Annotated in this window: 15 protein-coding genes; 2 read left to right on the top strand and 13 right to left on the bottom strand. The window is 51.2% G+C overall.

Annotated elements, in window-relative coordinates; translation table 11 throughout:
• Positions 1–8: 8 nt before the first annotated feature.
• From QRN31_RS16445 to QRN31_RS16400, 10 genes are all read right to left on the bottom strand, one after another.
• On the bottom strand, positions 9–173 hold the full coding sequence (locus tag QRN31_RS16445; RefSeq protein WP_285433122.1) for a hypothetical protein: 165 nt from the start codon (positions 171–173) through the stop codon (positions 9–11).
• 144 nt (positions 174–317) lie between these two features.
• A complete protein-coding gene (locus QRN31_RS16440) occupies positions 318–1,361 on the bottom strand; it encodes a helix-turn-helix transcriptional regulator (RefSeq protein ID WP_285433121.1) in 1,044 nt (347 codons plus the stop codon).
• A 159-nt stretch (positions 1,362–1,520) separates the two neighbouring features.
• Complete coding sequence (locus QRN31_RS16435) at positions 1,521–2,057, bottom strand: GIY-YIG nuclease family protein (RefSeq protein WP_169872177.1); 537 nt, start codon at positions 2,055–2,057, stop codon at positions 1,521–1,523.
• A gap of 218 nt (positions 2,058–2,275) precedes the next feature.
• Positions 2,276–2,932, bottom strand: a complete 657-nt coding sequence (locus tag QRN31_RS16430; protein WP_285433118.1) for an inovirus Gp2 family protein — start codon at positions 2,930–2,932, stop codon at positions 2,276–2,278.
• Between the two features lie 537 nt (positions 2,933–3,469).
• Positions 3,470–3,967 carry a RadC family protein gene (radC, locus tag QRN31_RS16425; RefSeq protein ID WP_285433117.1) on the bottom strand — a complete coding sequence of 166 codons (498 nt, stop codon included), beginning with the start codon at positions 3,965–3,967 and terminating at the stop codon, positions 3,470–3,472.
• An 86-nt stretch (positions 3,968–4,053) separates the two neighbouring features.
• On the bottom strand, positions 4,054–4,938 hold the full coding sequence (locus QRN31_RS16420) for a recombination directionality factor (protein WP_285433115.1): 885 nt from the start codon (positions 4,936–4,938) through the stop codon (positions 4,054–4,056).
• 106 nt (positions 4,939–5,044) lie between these two features.
• Positions 5,045–6,049 (bottom strand): YqaJ viral recombinase family nuclease, encoded by a 1,005-nt coding sequence (locus QRN31_RS16415; RefSeq protein ID WP_285433114.1) that lies wholly within the window; start codon positions 6,047–6,049, stop codon positions 5,045–5,047.
• A 76-nt stretch (positions 6,050–6,125) separates the two neighbouring features.
• Positions 6,126–7,094 carry a DUF932 domain-containing protein gene (locus QRN31_RS16410; protein WP_285433113.1) on the bottom strand — a complete coding sequence of 323 codons (969 nt, stop codon included), beginning with the start codon at positions 7,092–7,094 and terminating at the stop codon, positions 6,126–6,128.
• A gap of 71 nt (positions 7,095–7,165) precedes the next feature.
• Entirely contained in the window at positions 7,166–7,495 is a 330-nt protein-coding gene (locus QRN31_RS16405; RefSeq protein ID WP_285433111.1) for a hypothetical protein, read from the bottom strand.
• A gap of 347 nt (positions 7,496–7,842) precedes the next feature.
• Entirely contained in the window at positions 7,843–8,034 is a 192-nt protein-coding gene (locus QRN31_RS16400) for a hypothetical protein (protein WP_285433109.1), read from the bottom strand.
• 112 nt (positions 8,035–8,146) lie between these two features.
• On the opposite strand from QRN31_RS16400, the gene QRN31_RS31445 reads away from it, so the two are divergent.
• Positions 8,147–8,515 carry a helix-turn-helix transcriptional regulator gene (locus QRN31_RS31445; protein ID WP_350310388.1) on the top strand — a complete coding sequence of 123 codons (369 nt, stop codon included), beginning with the start codon at positions 8,147–8,149 and terminating at the stop codon, positions 8,513–8,515.
• The gene (locus QRN31_RS16390; protein ID WP_285433108.1) at positions 8,512–9,999 is read left to right on the top strand and encodes a YfjI family protein; all 1,488 of its coding nucleotides are present in this window, start codon (positions 8,512–8,514) and stop codon (positions 9,997–9,999) included. Before QRN31_RS31445 ends, QRN31_RS16390 begins: the two co-directional genes overlap by 4 nt.
• Before the next feature lie 108 nt (positions 10,000–10,107).
• On the opposite strand, the gene QRN31_RS16385 is transcribed toward QRN31_RS16390, so the two are convergent.
• From QRN31_RS16385 to QRN31_RS16375, 3 genes are all read right to left on the bottom strand, one after another.
• Positions 10,108–10,827, bottom strand: coding sequence for a hypothetical protein (locus tag QRN31_RS16385; RefSeq protein WP_285433107.1), 720 nt, complete (start codon positions 10,825–10,827; stop codon positions 10,108–10,110).
• A 79-nt stretch (positions 10,828–10,906) separates the two neighbouring features.
• On the bottom strand, positions 10,907–12,271 hold the full coding sequence (locus QRN31_RS16380) for a site-specific integrase (RefSeq protein WP_285433106.1): 1,365 nt from the start codon (positions 12,269–12,271) through the stop codon (positions 10,907–10,909).
• A gap of 1,399 nt (positions 12,272–13,670) precedes the next feature.
• Positions 13,671–16,688: an RNA-directed DNA polymerase gene (locus QRN31_RS16375; protein WP_285433105.1), complete on the bottom strand. Its 3,018-nt coding sequence runs from the start codon at positions 16,686–16,688 to the stop codon at positions 13,671–13,673.
• Positions 16,689–17,128 lie beyond the last annotated feature (440 nt).

Genomic DNA, 17,128 nt, shown 5'->3' with positions numbered 1-17,128 from the left:
CTGCGGGTTCAACGCACTTGGGTGGGCGCATTGAGGCACTTGTAACCTGGGTATTGGGCTTCAGCCGTTATCTTGGCCATGTTCGAAGACACGGCCTGAACTGTGACGGTGAAGTTGGCTTGAGGGCCTGCCTTGGAATTAGCGCGTTGGAGAAAGGCTGAGTAGGTTTTCATCGCATGGCTCCTGCTGTTTCAACCCCGTCTGCTTTTTGCGATCAGATGCCAGGGCGTGGTTCGCAAAGACAGCCAAGGGTGGGGCGGTGATCTTCGGTCCTTGAAGCGACAATTTGTGTCGCGATGGCTCAACGAAAAACGCTTTCACAACCCGCAGGTGGGCTTTTGGACTTCTATGTGTGTGGAACCATAGGAAGCCGCAGCTCGTAGCAATGTCTCGCGGATTTTCACCCGCAAACTCTCTGGTTGCTCCACTATCAGCGCATCGCCCTGAGACAGAATCCACCAGTGCAGCTGCCAGGTGTTGCTCAACGTTGCCTGGACCCGGTAACCGTCATCCAGCGGCGTCAATTGCATGTCCGCGCTCAATGGCGTTTCGCGAATCAGTCGTGCCTGACGTTCGCTTAGCCAGGCTTGAAATTGGATTTTCTCTAGCGTACCGAATTGCAGCGCATCACTGGCCAGATACGCTTGCAGATCGAAATCCACTAGACCCTGTGTAGGGGACTCCAGCGCGCTCACCTGGCGAAAGCGATGCACCGCAAACTGGCGTACGTCGGTGTACGGGTGAGCCGTGCCGATCAGGTAGGTGACCAAGCCACGCTGCACCATCGCCAACGGATTGAGCGTGAGTTCGCGGAGTTTGTCGGAATGCGCCGAGTAGTACTGACACCGTATCTGCTGCTCTTCCAATAGCGCCTTTTGCAGAGTTTCCAGTACTTCAAAGCCAATCTCTGGTGTCTGTAGGTTAAGGTCTGGCCGTACACTCGCGACCTTATCCAGCCAGCGGGCCGCCGGATTATCCTCCTCCAGCCCCTTGAGTTTGCGTCGTGCATGTTCGAAACGCGGCTCCAGGGTCTGGAGCATGCTGCCAGGCAATAGCGGGCGGATCGCGTCTTCCACCAGCGCCAGGCTCAGTGCTTCGCTCAAGGTGATGCCCTGCAATTCCACGCTGACTCCGGGCTTCCAGTACCAACCCTGCGGTGTGCCCGCGTCGTTGCATTGCAAGGGGAACACAATGGACAGGTCGCGCAGGTCACGTTCGATCGTACGTCGACTGATCGCGAAGCCGGCCGATTGTAGGCAAGTTGACAACCCTGCAACGGTGATGCCGGGCGAGCGCTTGGGGAGGTGCCGCAGCAGCTCCCACTGACGGCTGACGGTGGAGTGGGATTTGGCGGAGGACAAAGCGAACATCCTTGTGGTAAGGGCGCACCTGCCTGTGAGGTAAGCCATTAGGGGAATATCGGCTGATGGTCAACGAACTTTAGGGGACGTGAGGGGGCTGAAGTGTCCTCGCTACCTTCCCATGAACTTCGCCGAGGTGCAGATTGTAGATGTCGTGCATTAGAGCGCTCCCTGGCGTCCGAACATCGGACTACTGGCGGCCCAAAGCCCATCCTCAATCGCTTGGACGACCGATTTTTCGGTGTTAGCGCCGAACTTCCATGCTTGGATGTGTAATTCACCCTCTAACTTTGGAAGCCAATGACAGATTTGCATCGCGTATGTACCTTTCGCTCCGAAGCCCAGGTGCTGCTTAATCCGTGAGTTCAGGGACTGTGAGCTACCGACATAGAGCAGGGGGGACTCGGCGTTCAGCCTGGCGAATGCGCGATCGATTTGCTTGTCTTTTTTTGCATTGCTGAATGCCTGATATAGGTTTTTGTAAACGTCGTCATTCACTGAGAATTTATAGATGTACGGTGCTCTGGCAGAAGACCACTTATTGAGTTCTGCAAGCTGTTCGGCTGGATAACCGTCCCGTATGGCCTGAAGGGGAATGGACACTGTATGTACGCCTTCAACGGCAGCGGTCTCAACGTCCTTGGCCAGAGAGTGCAGTCTTTGCGCAATCTGTCCGAGCAGGTTTTTGTCGATCATGATGGCAATTTTCTCCAAATAGATGTCGAGTTTAAAAGGATCGTAAGTTGATAGCAATTTTCTGTGGGGGCATCAGCATAGGTTACTACCGTCTAATGACAGTGCCAGAAGAGATTAAGCTTTGACTTTATTAGTTAAGTTGGGGATGGCTAATGTGAGTTGAAGTCCGTCCCGCCTCATAGCTGAGTTGTCCTATTTTAAGCAAGAATGTGTTGCCCTTAGCTTCTGCTGCAGCCGAACCCATGACTGCCATCCCCAAAAGCCTTGGTGGCAGACTTGCAGAGATAACTTGTTCGGTGGAAGAACAGAGCCTGTCCAACCAGGTCGTCACGATGTAAGTGATAATAAGGATTATTCGGAATTTCCACCAGGCCGCCCACAGCTTCTACAGATAAACCCAGCGCGCTGGCCCAGGCCTCCCCCAGGCGGTTGAACATGTTGTCTCTGCCAAGCTCAAACTTACCCAACGAGTTGAAGGCATCGTAGTTCAACAGGATAGCTAGATGGTGGTGCGGCTTGCTGTGCTGACCTTGCTCTCGCGCCCAGACGTATCGAACCTTGCTGTCGTGGGCATAGGGATTGGATTGGCGAGCCATGCTACGGTTATGTTTGATTTTGGCCTTAAAGGATCCGATGAAACGCTCAATGACCTCGTTCGTGTACGCGTAGTCAGGTGGCTGAATCCCCATAGGTAGTCGTAGGTCGACTCGGAAGGCAAACACTCTGGGGTATTGAGCAAGCGCACACTGCATCGTCTGTTGGAGACGATTCAGGTACTGCTTAATGAATGGACCTTTGTCCTCTTGAATAGGCCAGTTTTGGAAGGTGGTGTCGTTGTGAAGGATCAGGTTGGTGTTGTCAGAGTGACGGATCATGTAGGTACTCCAGTGCTTAGTTTCATATCTTCAGCATGTGGAGTATTTATTTACCGGCAGACATTAGTTGCTGCCTCGCAAGCAGGCCTTGCATTGTGTAGGTGTAACTAATGATGTTGTATTGAAAGTCTGTTAGATGGGGTGGCGATAGATTGGAGGGTGGTTGTGGTTGCTAAAGCTATAGGGATGTAGCAAGAAGAGCATATTACCAATACCGAAAATATCCACCTTGGATTTCAGCGATAAATCCTCGTAGATAGTGGCTCCAGGCAGGTAATTCTAAAAACTTACTACTCTGGGAAAAAAACATTCGGATCAAAGGAGGTCGATGTTCAATTTCATTAAATTGCAACGCAGGCAACACGAGATATGAAACCTCAGGAGCCGGCACAATCAATCTGACCGAAAACCGTCTAAAAGATCTGCGTACTCAAGTCGTGTAGCCACTCACGACAAAAAAATAAGTAAAAGGACACCGTTTCGATGACCACCCTGGCAACGCCAAGGGCGGTCATCGAAACGGTGCGAACATAGAAATTAAAGGTAACCTCGTTCAGCCAATGATATGCAGCCTTCATGACCTACAACTATGTGATCCAACGTCTGGGTGCCAATCATGCTGAGGGCGTTTTTGAGCGCTATGGTTAGTCTGCGATCGGCTTGGCTGGGTTCAGGATCGCCGGACGGATGGTTATGTACCAGAATCGCGGCTGCTGCATTGTGTTCCAGCGCAATCTTGACTACTTCGCGTGGGTAAACGCTGGCTGCATCTAGCGTGCCGCTAAATATCTCCCTGAAGGCAATAACTCGATGCTTGCTGTCGAGCAGCAGCAGAGCAAATACTTCGTACTCGTGGTACTGCAGTAGTGTTTGCAGGTGGCTAAAAACCTGCTTTGGCTCAGTCAAGGCCCGGCCTTTAGACAGACGACTCATCGCCAATTGTTGCGTTATCTGCAGGATGTCGGCCTCAGTGACCGGTGATTCCATGACATAGGTACCGGTCGTTTCACCGGCTATGAGCTTGCGATATTTCATGCGGATATTCCTGTACGAATGCGTAAGAACGGAGGGGTTGAGAAACGCGGTTACTGGACGGTGGGCTTGCTGTTGTGCCGCGTGACTTACGACTCCAACTTTTGCGCGACTGAGGATTTGGCAGGCGCTGCCCGTTGGGCTTGGGGTTCTACATGGCTGGGCTGATCTTCAACGGCAGGGAAGAGCTCCTCGACGACGGAACCGATGTCCTCCTCGCTGTCTTCAAAGGCTCCGTTTTTAAAACCCAGCCGGGCCGCGTGATCCAAGGCGCTCTGGTCAAAGCCCGCGGCTTGCCGGGTTTCCTCCAGTTGCTTGGCGTCCAGCAAGGCGTCTTCTAGACTCAGCCCACCGCGTACGGTGATGTCCACGTAGAAGATCGGCGTGGTATGGCTTTGCCGAGTGGATTTACCGCGCAGACGCAACTCCAGCGGCAGACAGGCCAGTCGATCGCCGGAGATGGCTTGCAGGTAATGCAGACGCGCTGCCAGGGTGCGGATGCTGTTGTAGCCCGTGGTGCGAAAGACAAAACTGCCCAGCGGATCGTCATCGCCAATCACCACGTTCAGCCGGCCGTAAGGCTTGCAGGCGTTGCCCTGGGCCAGTGGACAGCCATCGGGCGAAGGGCAGGGCAGCGACTGGATGCCGTCCTTGGTCAAACGCTTGCAGGTCTCACCGTTGCCGACGCACAGCGGTCGTCCGGTAGCACGGTCGAACAGGCTGTAATCCGCCCGAAAGTTGAGGTAAGGCTCGTTGAACAGTAAGCGGATCGGAATACTGCGCAGTTTGCCATCCTGGCCATTACGCAGTTCCTCATTGAGCGGGTGCAACAACCAACCGTCCCGGCTCTGTACCTGAGAGGTTAGAGTGAACTGATCGTCTTTCTCCGGCAGACGCTTGCCGTTTTTTTCGACGACCTTGCCGATGGAAATGCGCCCTAAAATCGGGGGAGTGATGGCTAAACCTTTGAGCATGGGAGTTCTCCTGTATCTGAAATAAAAACGCCACCGAGACCGCGCAAACGGCCAGGGTGGCGCTGGAGAGAAAGGGCATGGGGATAAGGGAGGAGCGAACGAACGTTCAGGCCAGCAGAAAACGTCGACTGCCGGTTTTGGTGGTCGAGTAGCGCACTTGCAGATAGGGCTTTTCTTTAAGCAAACGGGGGATATCCAGGGCCACGCTGTCTTTGGCTTTCTTCCAAGTGATGCTGCCGGTTGTGAAGGTCGCCCGACTGGCATCGCCCATGGCCTGTTGCAACGTTTGCTTGAGATGAGCTTCCTGCTTCTCCTGCAGAGCAATCGATTCGCGCACGTTCAGCAGTTCGGTAAAGGTCGTACAGAGCAGCGTGTCCTGGCTGAAGTCCAGGCTTTGCCCACTGTCCTGTGGATACAGACAGCGCAACGCCTGCTCCGCCGAGGCCGAACCATCGGCCGGCGGCGGGGTATCATTGACGACGTAATCCCAGAACAGCCGCTCCAAGTCGATCAGCCGAGCAATCAGTGACTCGTCCCGTTCGATGCGATGGATTTCCAGGTGCTGACCACCGAGCAGTACCGCCACATCAGCGGCCTGCTTGCCGGTGACGGCGAGCTGGTGCATGACTTGCAACTGCACATAATCGGGCACACCCTCCTTCCAGAGGCGAGCCCCATTGATACCGGCCGTTTTGCATTCGAGGATCTGCACTTCTGACGCACCGATCACCTCACGGTCGATGTTGGCCAGCATCCAGCTCAGTTGCGGGTCTGGGTGTTGCAGTACGGCATTGACTCGCCGCACCCGATGACCACTGCGCCGAGTGTAATGCGCCGCCACGATAGGCTCCAAAATGTTGCCCCAATAAGCCGGGCTTTCCTCATCCTGCGGATCGAGCTTGGGCAGTGAGGTATCACGCCCGGTTTTCTCCATCCACAGTTCCAGCTGGGATTTGTACGGGTTAAGCCCGACGGCAGCGGCTGCATCAGAACTGCCGATTCCACGTTTACGTACCGCCAGCCAGTCCTCACGCGGCAGTTGTTTGGTGCCCACCAGGCGCAACGCCGGACGGGGTTTGCTGCTGGGTTTTTGCAGAGTTTGCGTGCCCATGATGTTTTCCTGTGCGGTATAAAAACGCCCGGCCAGCAGAAGCTAACCAGGCGCTTTAACAGTTGAGTAAGTGGGACTAAGCGGCGAGTTCCAGTGCGGCCTGCAGGGCGCGTTGTTTGATGACAGCACCTTGGCCAAACCAGGCCGAGTCCATGCGGTATTCAGTACTTCGGGCGCGCCGCTCATGATCGACGTACTCGGTCACAGCATTGAGCAAGCCCCAGGCAGTTCCTTGAGCCGACACCAGTGTTGATCCGCGCCCCTGACCTTCATACAGGCTCTGCACCTTGCGCAGCGCCCGCTCGTTAGGAAGTACTGCTGGTAGCGGACTGTTGGGGCTGGCATCACACAATACGGTCATGAAAAAACCCAAGGCCTCATGCCATTGAACCTTGCGTTCAGACAGCATTCGCATTCGGTGCATGAAGTCGTCCCATTGCGAGACGGCGATACCTAACTGCTTCTTCACCACTTGCGGATCAAAGCGGGTGTTGTGCGGCACTTTGATTGCCCGGGCCGTACCATCAAGAGCGATGGTCAACGTGTTATTGCAGACCACCCGCACCGTGGTGGGGGTTGCGGTGGTGGCCAAGGTGCCGTCACAGGAGGTGGCCAGCAGCAGGTAGCCATTGACCTGATCGTTGCCTTTCAAAGCAGTGGATTGGCCAGTACGGGCCAATGCCCAGAACTTGCGACCACCTTTCAATACCCCGGCAGTTTCCAGCTCGTAGCCGGAAACTTCGGTCAGGTCGCGATAGAACTCCAGGACTTCACGCGGTTGTACGATTTGGTATCGGTTGGAGACCACAGACAACGGAGCCTTGGTGTCGGAGCGGTAGAGTACCTTCTGTTCAGGGAAGGTATGAATACTTCCCAGGTGCCCGATGGCATCCGCCTTGAAGTGGACCGGGCTGTTCTGGATCTGCCAGTCCATCCCGGCTTCCCGCTGCCAGATTTCTAAGGGTTGTTTGGGGGAGAGGCGACTGCCCAGGCCGTGCCAGGGCGTTGCGCCAACGTAAGCCATTTGTTCAACGAGGTGAGCCATGGGAATGATTCCTTGCGAATGAATGGAAAAGAGCGTCGTTTCATCAACAAGCGACGCCTGTTCACAACGGCTTAACGGTTGACGCTGAAGCTGTAACCACAATGCAGGCACTGGTAGTTATTCAGCATCTTGTCATCCATTTGTGAGCCCAGCGTGGACCCGGCTATCCCGCCAGCAACTCCGCCAAATAGTCCACCGAGAAGAGCGCCAGCAATACTGCCAATAGCGATCCCTACTGGCCCTCCGACCACGCCCAGCACCGCGCCAACTTCTGCGCCCGACAGGGCTCCGACGGCACCACTGGCCGCACCGCCTGCGGCACCAATCAATCCACCTGCTTGTTTGCCAATATTTTTTGTGACGACGCGTCCAGAGTTACAGCTTGGGCACGGGGTATACATATTAGGATTCCTCTCTATTTGTTGAGTCCACGTATCACGCAGAAATACTTAATGACTCGCCCATCGTTGAGCGTTCATTAGGGTGATGTATGTTTGAAATTTTTTTGAATGGGATTTCAATAGAGAGGATTGGCAACTATTCGGAAATGACGTTTATGGGACGGGGCTCAGTTTTCGACTACTACATTTCCCTCGGTGCAATCAGTGTCTCATTCTTGCATCTGGGCATAAGTTCTGCGCTTGGCGCGGCCGTGATAAGGAAAGAGGAGGGAGGGCGCACCTGATTAGACTCGGCGCACTTGTTGAGGCAGGAGTAGGGGATTATTAGCGAGAAAGTGTCGAGCCACTCAATCAGCCAGCTGTGCGCCGATGGTGCAGGAACTGACGCTGCTGGCCAGATCGGGACAAGAAAGCGCACAGAGTGTGATGCCGGCCTTGGAGGTACTGGTGATGCTGGGCTGAAAATGTTTAAGAATATCGAGGAATGTGCTGCTATTTTCGCTATTAGTAGCAGGAATAGCGGTTTTGTGCGTCAGCATGGAGCATTCACGCAGATGAAATTCCAGCTGCAAGTTGTCTGCGTCGAGCGGCCACTGCAGGCCGAAAACGCCTCTTTGGTGTAAAAAAATACATTAAGTAGCCCACGCGACAATGAGGTCTTACCCGCTTAAATTGCCTCCCATCGAAACTGGAACCGGGAAGGGCAAGGCAATGAATGTAGAACAAAATGGTAAGCCAATCGTACGGGTGCTGCGGTTGAGACAGGTGCAAGAGCGTCTGGGGTTGGGGCGGTCAACCATCTATGATCGAATGAGCCCAAGGTCACCTCGGTACGACAGCACATTTCCAAAGCCAATAAAATTGGGTGGTTCAGCTGTTGGATGGATTGAGTCTGATATTTGTCATTGGATTGATTCCAGAGTGGCTATTGGCTGGGGAAATATCAGAGATGTTGAAAGCCGACTTAGTCAAGGGCCCCTCGCTGTTGTTGAAGAGATCGCAGTGAGGGAGGGGCAATGAGCTTCTTTAACTCATTCAACATCAATATGCCTCTGCAAGGAGTACCATTCCCTGGGTATATGCCGCTGCCCCTGCTGCAGGCGGCAGTCAACGAGGCCCAGAACAATGTTAAAGCTCCGATGCCACTCATTTTCTCGGGCGCACTGGCTGCGATTGCCGTTGCATCACAGGGGCTGGTTGATGTTTGCAAACCGACAGGCCAGCGTGTGCCAACTTCACTCATGCTGCTTTCAATTGCGAACTCCGGAGAGCGTAAATCAACAGCGGAGAATGTCTTTCTTGGTCCAATTCGCACGTTTCAGAAAGAGCAAAATATTATTTATCAGAACGCTCTTAGCGAATGGGTCGCACGCCATCATGTATGGGAAACAAAAAAGAAGGCTATACTAAAATCAATAAGCAAAATGACAAGTAGCGGAGTGCTGTCAGAGGAAGAAGAGCAGCGTTTATTTGATCACGAGAACCATAGGCCTGCCAAGCCCAAAAAATTCAAACTACTTTACGATGATTCAACTTCTGAAGCCCTATTTTCTGGGCTGAATAAGAGTCTACCAACCGCTGGGTTGATTTCTAGCGAAGGCGGCGGAGTTTTAAGTGGGCGGGCATTGAATGATTTATCAAAACAGAATGCTATCTGGAGCGGTGACTCGATCACCGTTGATCGTGCGTCAGCCGAGAGTTATGAGATCAATGGAGCGCGTCTGACTGTATCAATAATGGCACAAGAGAGTGCCTTCAAAGACTATATGGATCGTCGTGGTGAGGTGTCTCGCGGCTCCGGATTATGGGCCAGATTTTTAGTATGTAACCCGCGGTCGACGCAGGGGACTCGATTCATCGAGAATGGTACTATGTCTTGGGAGTATCGAGATAAATTTTCTGCTCGTCTAGTTGAAATACTTCAGAAGAATATTGCCTTGCTGGAAAATCCTGATCGGGAAAAGCAAGTAATTTATTTTTCATCAGAAGCCAGCGAAAGATGGTTGGAGATTTTCAATGCTATTGAGTCGGAAATTCGGCAGGATGGGTATTTTTCTGGTGCAGGGGACCATGCCTCGAAGTTGGCGGATAATATCGCTAGGGTGGCCGCGTTATTTCATTTTTTTGAAGGGAGTGAAGGTGATATTTCGATAAGTACGCTTAATTCGGCTGTTGACGTATGTCATTGGTATTCAGATGAGTTTATAAAGCTGTTTATGCCGCAACCTGTAGAACAGGTCGATGCATTTGAGCTAAATAATTGGTTGCAAAATTATCGAGTTGGTAAAGGTCGCTACATCAGAAAAAACCATATCCGCCAGTACGTCATTAACAAACTAAGGGGGGATGATCGCCTAAGCCGTGCTTTGGATGCTCTTCGTCTCCAAGGGGTAATCTCGTTCATGAAAATTGGTAAAACTGTATACGTTGACCTAATGCCGTCGCTTCCCCCTGATGGTTACGCACAGCTGGTAATTATGCAGCCAAACAAATCATTGTTGTGATGAGTGTGGCTATAAAAAATAAGCGAATTACTTGGTTTGGATTGAAGGGTGTCCCCTGCCAAAAATTGATGGTGGGTCTCTGGGGATCCCGTAAACTCCTAGGCCTGGCTATTGTGCTGGACTAAGCGAGCTGTTGTAGGCATATTTTGCGTCTTTGTCATCGAGTATAAGATTTAATAAGTGTTGGATTAGGTCTTCCCTGTTTTTTGGTAGTGTAAGGTTCTCTTTTTCAATTATTTTCAATAGAGGATCCGCTAAAGCATAGGCAGTATTTTTGGGGGTGTGCCAGCCGCCCCGTGGCCTCTCTTCTATTAGAAGATCTATGATCCTTTTTTTTGCGTATTTAGCATTATCTGATGCCTTCTTTCCTCCCTTGCTGGCGCGCTCGGCTAATGCTTGTGCGAAGGGGTCGCTAAGTCCTGATAAAAGTCCGAGGAAATACTGTGCTTTTGATATTGCGCGCCAAGCTGTGATCATACTGTTATCCCAAAATGCTATTTGTGCGAGGGACGTATATATGCAAGCAAGGAGAAACGTTTTTTGTGCTCGCTCCTCTTTGTTTTTGCTCTTCATTATCAGGGAAAAGTAGAGTTCCGCAATGGACTCTTTATTGACTTTTTTGCTTTTGATTTCTCGCCTGTAGAGCTCAAGTGTGTCGCGTATTTCAAATTTTCCGATTACCGAGTCTTGTGTTGTTTGAAGGCTTTCCGTGATTTGTATTAAGGTGTTATCAATGCTCATGTTTTCAAATATTGAAAACACGCTTTTCTCAAACTCTTCGTAAAGGTCGTGGGGTTCTTTGTTTTCCGATTCGTAATCTTTATTCATGGATTTTTCGCTGACTTGGGGTGACCCGTGACCCATAAGGGGGGCTAGATTGTTGTTCAGGAGTCTAGATTTATCGGGTTCAGGTGGTTGAAACGATCCTGTCTGGGTTTTGGCAGATTAGAATGTTTAACCGCTTGCCGAGTAATTCCCACGCTTCGGCCATTTCCTTAGTGTAGCTGTGGCGTTGATAAGTGCGTTTCACCTTGTTCTCTTCTGTATGATTCAGGCATCTTTCCGCTACTTCGGGTAGTATGCCCAATGCGGTCATGATTGTGGCGCCAGTGCGCCTTAGATCGTGCGGTGTCCACTTGCCACCAGGTAGCAGTAGGGCTTGTGCTTTAGCGCTACGGCGGCTCATGGTGCCTTGCTCAGGTTGGCGCTGACGATCTCCCAGCTGCTTGGTCACTGTTTTTGGGCACACAGCGGCGCTGTTGTCGGTATTTGGGTAGCACCAAGATGATGTGCCGTTGATTTCTTGTACTCGTTTGAACTGTCGGATGGCAAATTCGGAGAGAGTGACAGTATGTGGTTTGCCGTTCTTGCTGTTCTCGGCAGGAATCAACCAAGTATGTTGCTCAAGATCGATATGCTCCCATCTGCTGGTTAACAGCTCGCCGATGCGACAGCAGGTAGATAGTGCAATCCAGATGGCTGCTTCGGTCGTCTTCAGTAGCCCGGCATCTGGGGCTTTCTTGGCGAGGCTGCGGATCTCGTCATCACTTAATACTCGGTCGCGTTCAACATCCTTACCACCAATCTTAGCTTTGCGAATACTAGCGCTGGGATCGTGCTCGATCAGGTCGCGATCTACGGCAAAGCGGAACATCTGGCGCATAAGCGAAAAAACCATCTTGGCCATACGGTTTACACCGCGAGCGAGGAGGGCATCAGTCACCTCGGTGATATGGCCCTTTTTCACGTCAGCGACTGCCAAGTCGCCCAAGAAGGGCAGAACGTCCTTTTCAAACATCCGGCGAGCCTCTGCCCCCTTGTCCTTGCGGTTGATGAGATCAACCTTAGCCCAGTGCTCGAATAAGTCGGCAACAGTTTTGCGTGCGGCCCTGCGAGCTTTCTCTGCTTCGGCTGCTGTTTTCTCGGCGGAGAGCCGTGCCAACTCGGCATCTCGGGCTGCGATGCGGGCAACTTCCTCTGACTCCAGGTGCTCGCGAAGATTATGAGTTCCACTCTGGTAGATGCGTGACCACTCTCCAGCTTTAGTACGTGCTTCCTTGAGGGTAAGGCCGTCTGTGCCAGTTGCGTCATATGTGCCGACGGGCAGAAATACTCGCCCGCCGTTGGTGTCGGTGTATCTGAAATAAAACAAACGCTCGCCATTTGGGCGAATGCGCGCCATGAATCGGCCGCAGCCGCGAGGAGCATCCTCGATCAGCCAGGTAGCTTTGGCAGGTTTTGCGCTCATCTGTTTGTCGGTGATTGTCGCCACTTTCGCTTCCCCAGAAAGGCCAGATTTCAATTGGTCACCGTTGGGTCACCGTTTCTCGCTGGCTTTAGTAGAATGCTATCGGAAGCTATTGGACTGTGTAAACTGTATTGATCTAGCAAATACAGTGCTTTAAGCCTTGTTCTTGGATTTATTTAGACTGGCTTGGATTATGGTTTACCTTTATGGGGTGCTAGGGGTAGAGTGTTCGAATCACTCCGTCCCGACCATATAATTCAAGGGGTTGCGAGATTTTATCTCGCGACCCTTTTTTGTTTTCAAGTGTTTTTACCCCCACAAAAACGGCTGGCTCTCAGCAGAAATCGAAGGACTGTTAGAGCGATTTCGGTGTCTGGGGAGTTAGAGCCACACGGATAGCCCGTCGCTGTGAAACGCTGGGGCAGTAGGATTCGGTGGTCACTTGGATCCTATGGTCCGCCATTAAGTCAGGGAGCAATCGATCCGTAGCCACAGTTCAACTAGGAGTCGTCTAGGCTGCGCGTACTTGAGTGGTGAAGGTAGTCGAGAATTGCCTAGTTTCGATGCCCTCACGTGGCACGTCTCTGGCTCAGGTGACTACTACGCCGCATTTCCTTGGATCATTTAGCTTGAGGATAGTGGCGTCTGGCTTGCAACGAGTGGTCCGGTGTTGATACCCCGCGGATTACATCCGTTCTTTATTGGCATAGGGAGACGGCAAGAACGATCCAACGAAGGCGTCTCGAGGCCGGCCTCGACAATGTTCGCCTGCAAGATGTCTTCAACGCTGTCGTCGTCGATGTCAGCGATTCAGAATGAGCAATTGCGATTACAGCAGCGCTGCAAATCCGTGCCTGTGGACTGACCTATGCCTCGAAAATCCTAACGTTCCTGCGGCCAAAACAGCATGCTTGATAACCGTAGTCGCGATGCGCTTTTGAAGGAAGGAGTGTTACGGTTCGTCCGGCTGGCGTGTGGCCGGTGTTAACGGCAGATACGAAGGTATAGAGGCCTATGGCGTTGGAGTGGTCTATGATCCGTGCACGATGTGGCTCCGGGAAGGGCTGCAGGAGATTACTCAGTGCCTCGCGAGTTGGACGGCTGTGAGCTACAAGGTCAATGAAGGGTGCAAGTCGCTCCATACTCTGAGGTTGAAAATCAGGCGTCTGGTCAATTGACAGAAGATGAGCAGTTTTTTTGCAGATATTGTTCGGTGGTTGGCGTCGCAGAGCTATCTGCTGTTCGATATAGAGGATGGCTATAAATTTTCGGGGGCTGTGGTGACGGAAAAGGGATTGAAGCTTTGCGAAACCTTGTCTAACAGCTGAGCCTAGCAGACATAAAAAGGCCGCTTCGTTAGCGGCCTTTTACGTTTGGAACTCCTGCGAGTAGCAGACCATTCATAACTGATAAATTATGATGATCACTTCGGTAAAATTTTACGAGTCTTAGAAATTTTAAAACCGTCTGGAACTGGTTTAAATGGACCCGCAGGTGAGCGGTGGCTGCTCTGAAATCGCCGTAATGCCTGAATGTCGATTTCTCCAATGACACAATAATCTGTGATCCCACCTTTGACCTTAAGAACGTCTCGTTTCCAGCTATCCTTGTAAGGAGCGCGGATACGACTATCACCGTATTGTCGGTCGTTGCACTGGATAACATAAGCGTGAATGTCTAACGCGGCAGATTCCACTAACGCATTAAATGTCTCTGTGTCTTGATTCCACTCAGGAACAAACAGCGCATCTACCTTTCCTCTAAGCGCACTTCGATAGCCGATATTTGTAAGTTCGCTGCATACCAATAAAGCGAAGCGGAACTCTCCATGTTGAATAATTGGTGGCTTTTTCCAAGGTTTTTCTGGCTTTAATTCCACGCCCGCTATGCGGCGTAATTCCTGTTCTTCATGCAACGCGGGTCGTTGCTTGTCCTGTCGGTAGATCATCGTTGAGGGGAACCCCAGCCCGTCGTGAGAAAGAGCTACCCAAACCTGGTTGTGAACCTTCGCATGTTTGGCATGAAGGTATTCGACCCCAGAAATCAAAGAGATACCACGACCGTGTAACTTCCGCGCGATGCGAACGAACCATAGGGCTGGCAACGCCAATTCAGGCAGGATTAGATAACGACTCTTCTCAGGGTTTGAAATCACGCCGTCTAGCAAGTGATTCAGCCTAGCGTACCTTTTTTGAATGTCAGGGTCAGGCTGCTGCGCTACCGATGCTGTCCAACTTTCCAGTCGAGTCTGCCAGCTGGATACGGCAATGCGGTAATCTGATGGGGGCGTCCCATCGGGAATTTGTAGAACTCCTCGTCGATCCATAAACGGCATTTTGTCGTTTAGCGTGAAACCTCTCAGAGCTAGAACCACTGCGCGTATTTCCTCCTCATGATCCTTGGAGTAGACATTTTTGCTGAGTACGAAAAGCTCGGGGAGGTTGAAAGGTCGTGTGGCGAAAAGAAGGCCCCGGGGTAGGCCTTCGAGATTGCTCCATTCTGCGAGGAATGTTGCTCCACGTAATACGCTGTGGGGAAGCATTTGAGCCGATTCATCGTGAATTGCACCTGATCGACGATCAGGGATACCCCGCTGCGCGACCATTTCTTCTGGCAAGCCAATAAAGCGGAATGGCATGTGGGCCAAATCAAAAGAAAAGAGTCTAGCTTGGGCTCGCTGGAAGGCTTTGGTAGACCAGGGCCATTTTACGCCAAGATCGCTTGGTCGATAGTCGGCCATATGTTCTTTCCATTCCCGCTTGCCATTCTTGGAGAGAAAAGGCGGAAATGCGGACATGATGCTTTCAAGTACGGTTTTTAGTAAGTGTCCTTCCCAAAGCGCAAGAACGTTCTCGTCATCGACCGGTCCTTCGTCAGGCCACGCCTTCACGCTCACTGAGCAGTTTAGCTTCACCTTCATACACAATTTGTCAAGCGCAGTAATGATTTTTCGAAGCTCCCGAAAATCCTCGCATGAGGTTGCGAGCTGTATCACGCGAGGTAGATAAATCGATAACTCAAAAAATTGTGGCAGCACCAGGACGTGCTGGGTAAACGCGCGAAAGAATGCATGCCGGTGCGCTTTCCAAGCTTCAGGAGGTAAGTCACGTTCATACGCTTCAAAATCACGTAATTTGATGGCAAAACCCGCGCGGCGCATTGTTAATGCATCCGTCTTTCGCAAGTTGTCAGCCGTCTCACCATCGCTTTGTGTTGCTGCTAAAAGATCGGTTCCAACGTGTTCAGCCCAACGAGGTAAGCGTGGCATTGCACGCCATTCGCTTGCGCGTTCGCTAATTTGATGAGCAATAGCGTCTATGAACGTTTTGCCCGTATCGCCATTCAACATAAAGACTTTATTCTTTGCATTGGCAAAACATATCTGACTTTTGTTTTTTCCCGACTTGAAATAGCTAGGCTGAAAAATTATTCTTTTACTCTCTCCCTTACCATCCCAGGCAAGTTTTTCGTCAGAGCGTTCGAATAACCAATCCCAAAGCTCATCCGTTGACCGAAAGTGGGCGCCATTTTCCATGACGAGCAAAATATCATCAACGTATCGTCCATAGTACAATGGAATGACTTGCTGTTCGATCACCCGGTCCAGCTCTATCAAAGCCATGTTGGCGACTACAGCAGACGCTGGTAATCCAACCGGCAAACCTTTCTTCAGCGGAGTTGTCGCTGCCCATGCTTCTAGAGCTTTGATGAATAAACGATTTAGTTTTTTCTCGGTTTCTGTCAGCTCAAGTGAGAGCACATCATGGAGAAAGGACGACTCCAGCATGAAGCTAGGTTTCAGTTCGTGGTAAAAAGAACTGACATCAGCCGTGAGTGCGACGACTTTTTTTCCATCATCCAAGGCGGCACGCATTGAGGAAATGCCGTTGTCACGCCAGTTTCGAAAAGGTGTCAAATAAGGAACAAATGAACCTAGCGATAGCGGGTTTATATTTTTTCCATCTTGTGTGCGGCGCAATCGATTTCCGTAGGCGCATTTGGAAAGTTTCGCATCATACTGATGCCCTACTTTAAGCAACCATAGAGCAGATAATACATGAAAGTCTATGCTGCATTGAGCCATCAAACGGAATTCCGCATTAGGCTTTGAATATTCCTCAGTTTCCGAAAGCAACTCGCAAGTGCGGTCCCAATCTTCTTCTGGAGAAGAAAAAATTAGGCCAGTACCATTTTTTTCGCGAAGTTCCTTGCGGTCTGCCCAAGTAACAGACTTAGTGGCAAAGGTCCACCCACCGACAAACGCTGTCTGCTCAACCCACTTTAGGTTGCTTCCATTGAGCAGAATCAACAGCGCATTGAGATTTTCGAAAAGGTGTTCCTCGTAGGCTGCTATTGCCAATAAGTCGGGGCTGGACGAATAGAATAAATCCACTTTAGCCTTTCGATAAGCTAATCCTAACTCCTCAAGAACGAAACTCATCTATCACCTGCAAGGGAAGCGTACGGTGGAACTTCGATTTTTTTTATATTCATTTTATCTTCCTTGAATGTACCGATCAGGGGCAGGAGTGGGTGGGCCACTAAACCCGGCAGAGGAAATGCCTAACCCATCCAACGTTTGATGCAGGTTATACGCCGCACCGTGGAAGAACCTCACATAAGGACATAGAAATTCAAATAACGTCATCAGCTCCGCTCGGAATGTCTATGAAATATATCGTGTACCGACCTGGTCAGCCCTTGAGCTATTGGGTTACACCGAATACAGAGCATTGCATCAGAAAATGCAGTGCCAAAATAGTGGCACGGGTTCTATTTTTCGATAATGATACGGATCGTTCAATGATGATCCATTACGGCCTACGGCCTACGGCCTTGGAAACTGGTCGTTTAAGCTGCCAGGTGCGCAAATAATGTGAA

Origin of the sequence: Pseudomonas sp. fls2-241-R2A-110 (genome assembly GCF_030209165.1) — a bacterium.
In the GTDB taxonomy this organism is placed as follows: domain Bacteria; phylum Pseudomonadota; class Gammaproteobacteria; order Pseudomonadales; family Pseudomonadaceae; genus Aquipseudomonas.
This window is presented reverse-complemented; position numbering and strand designations above follow the sequence as displayed.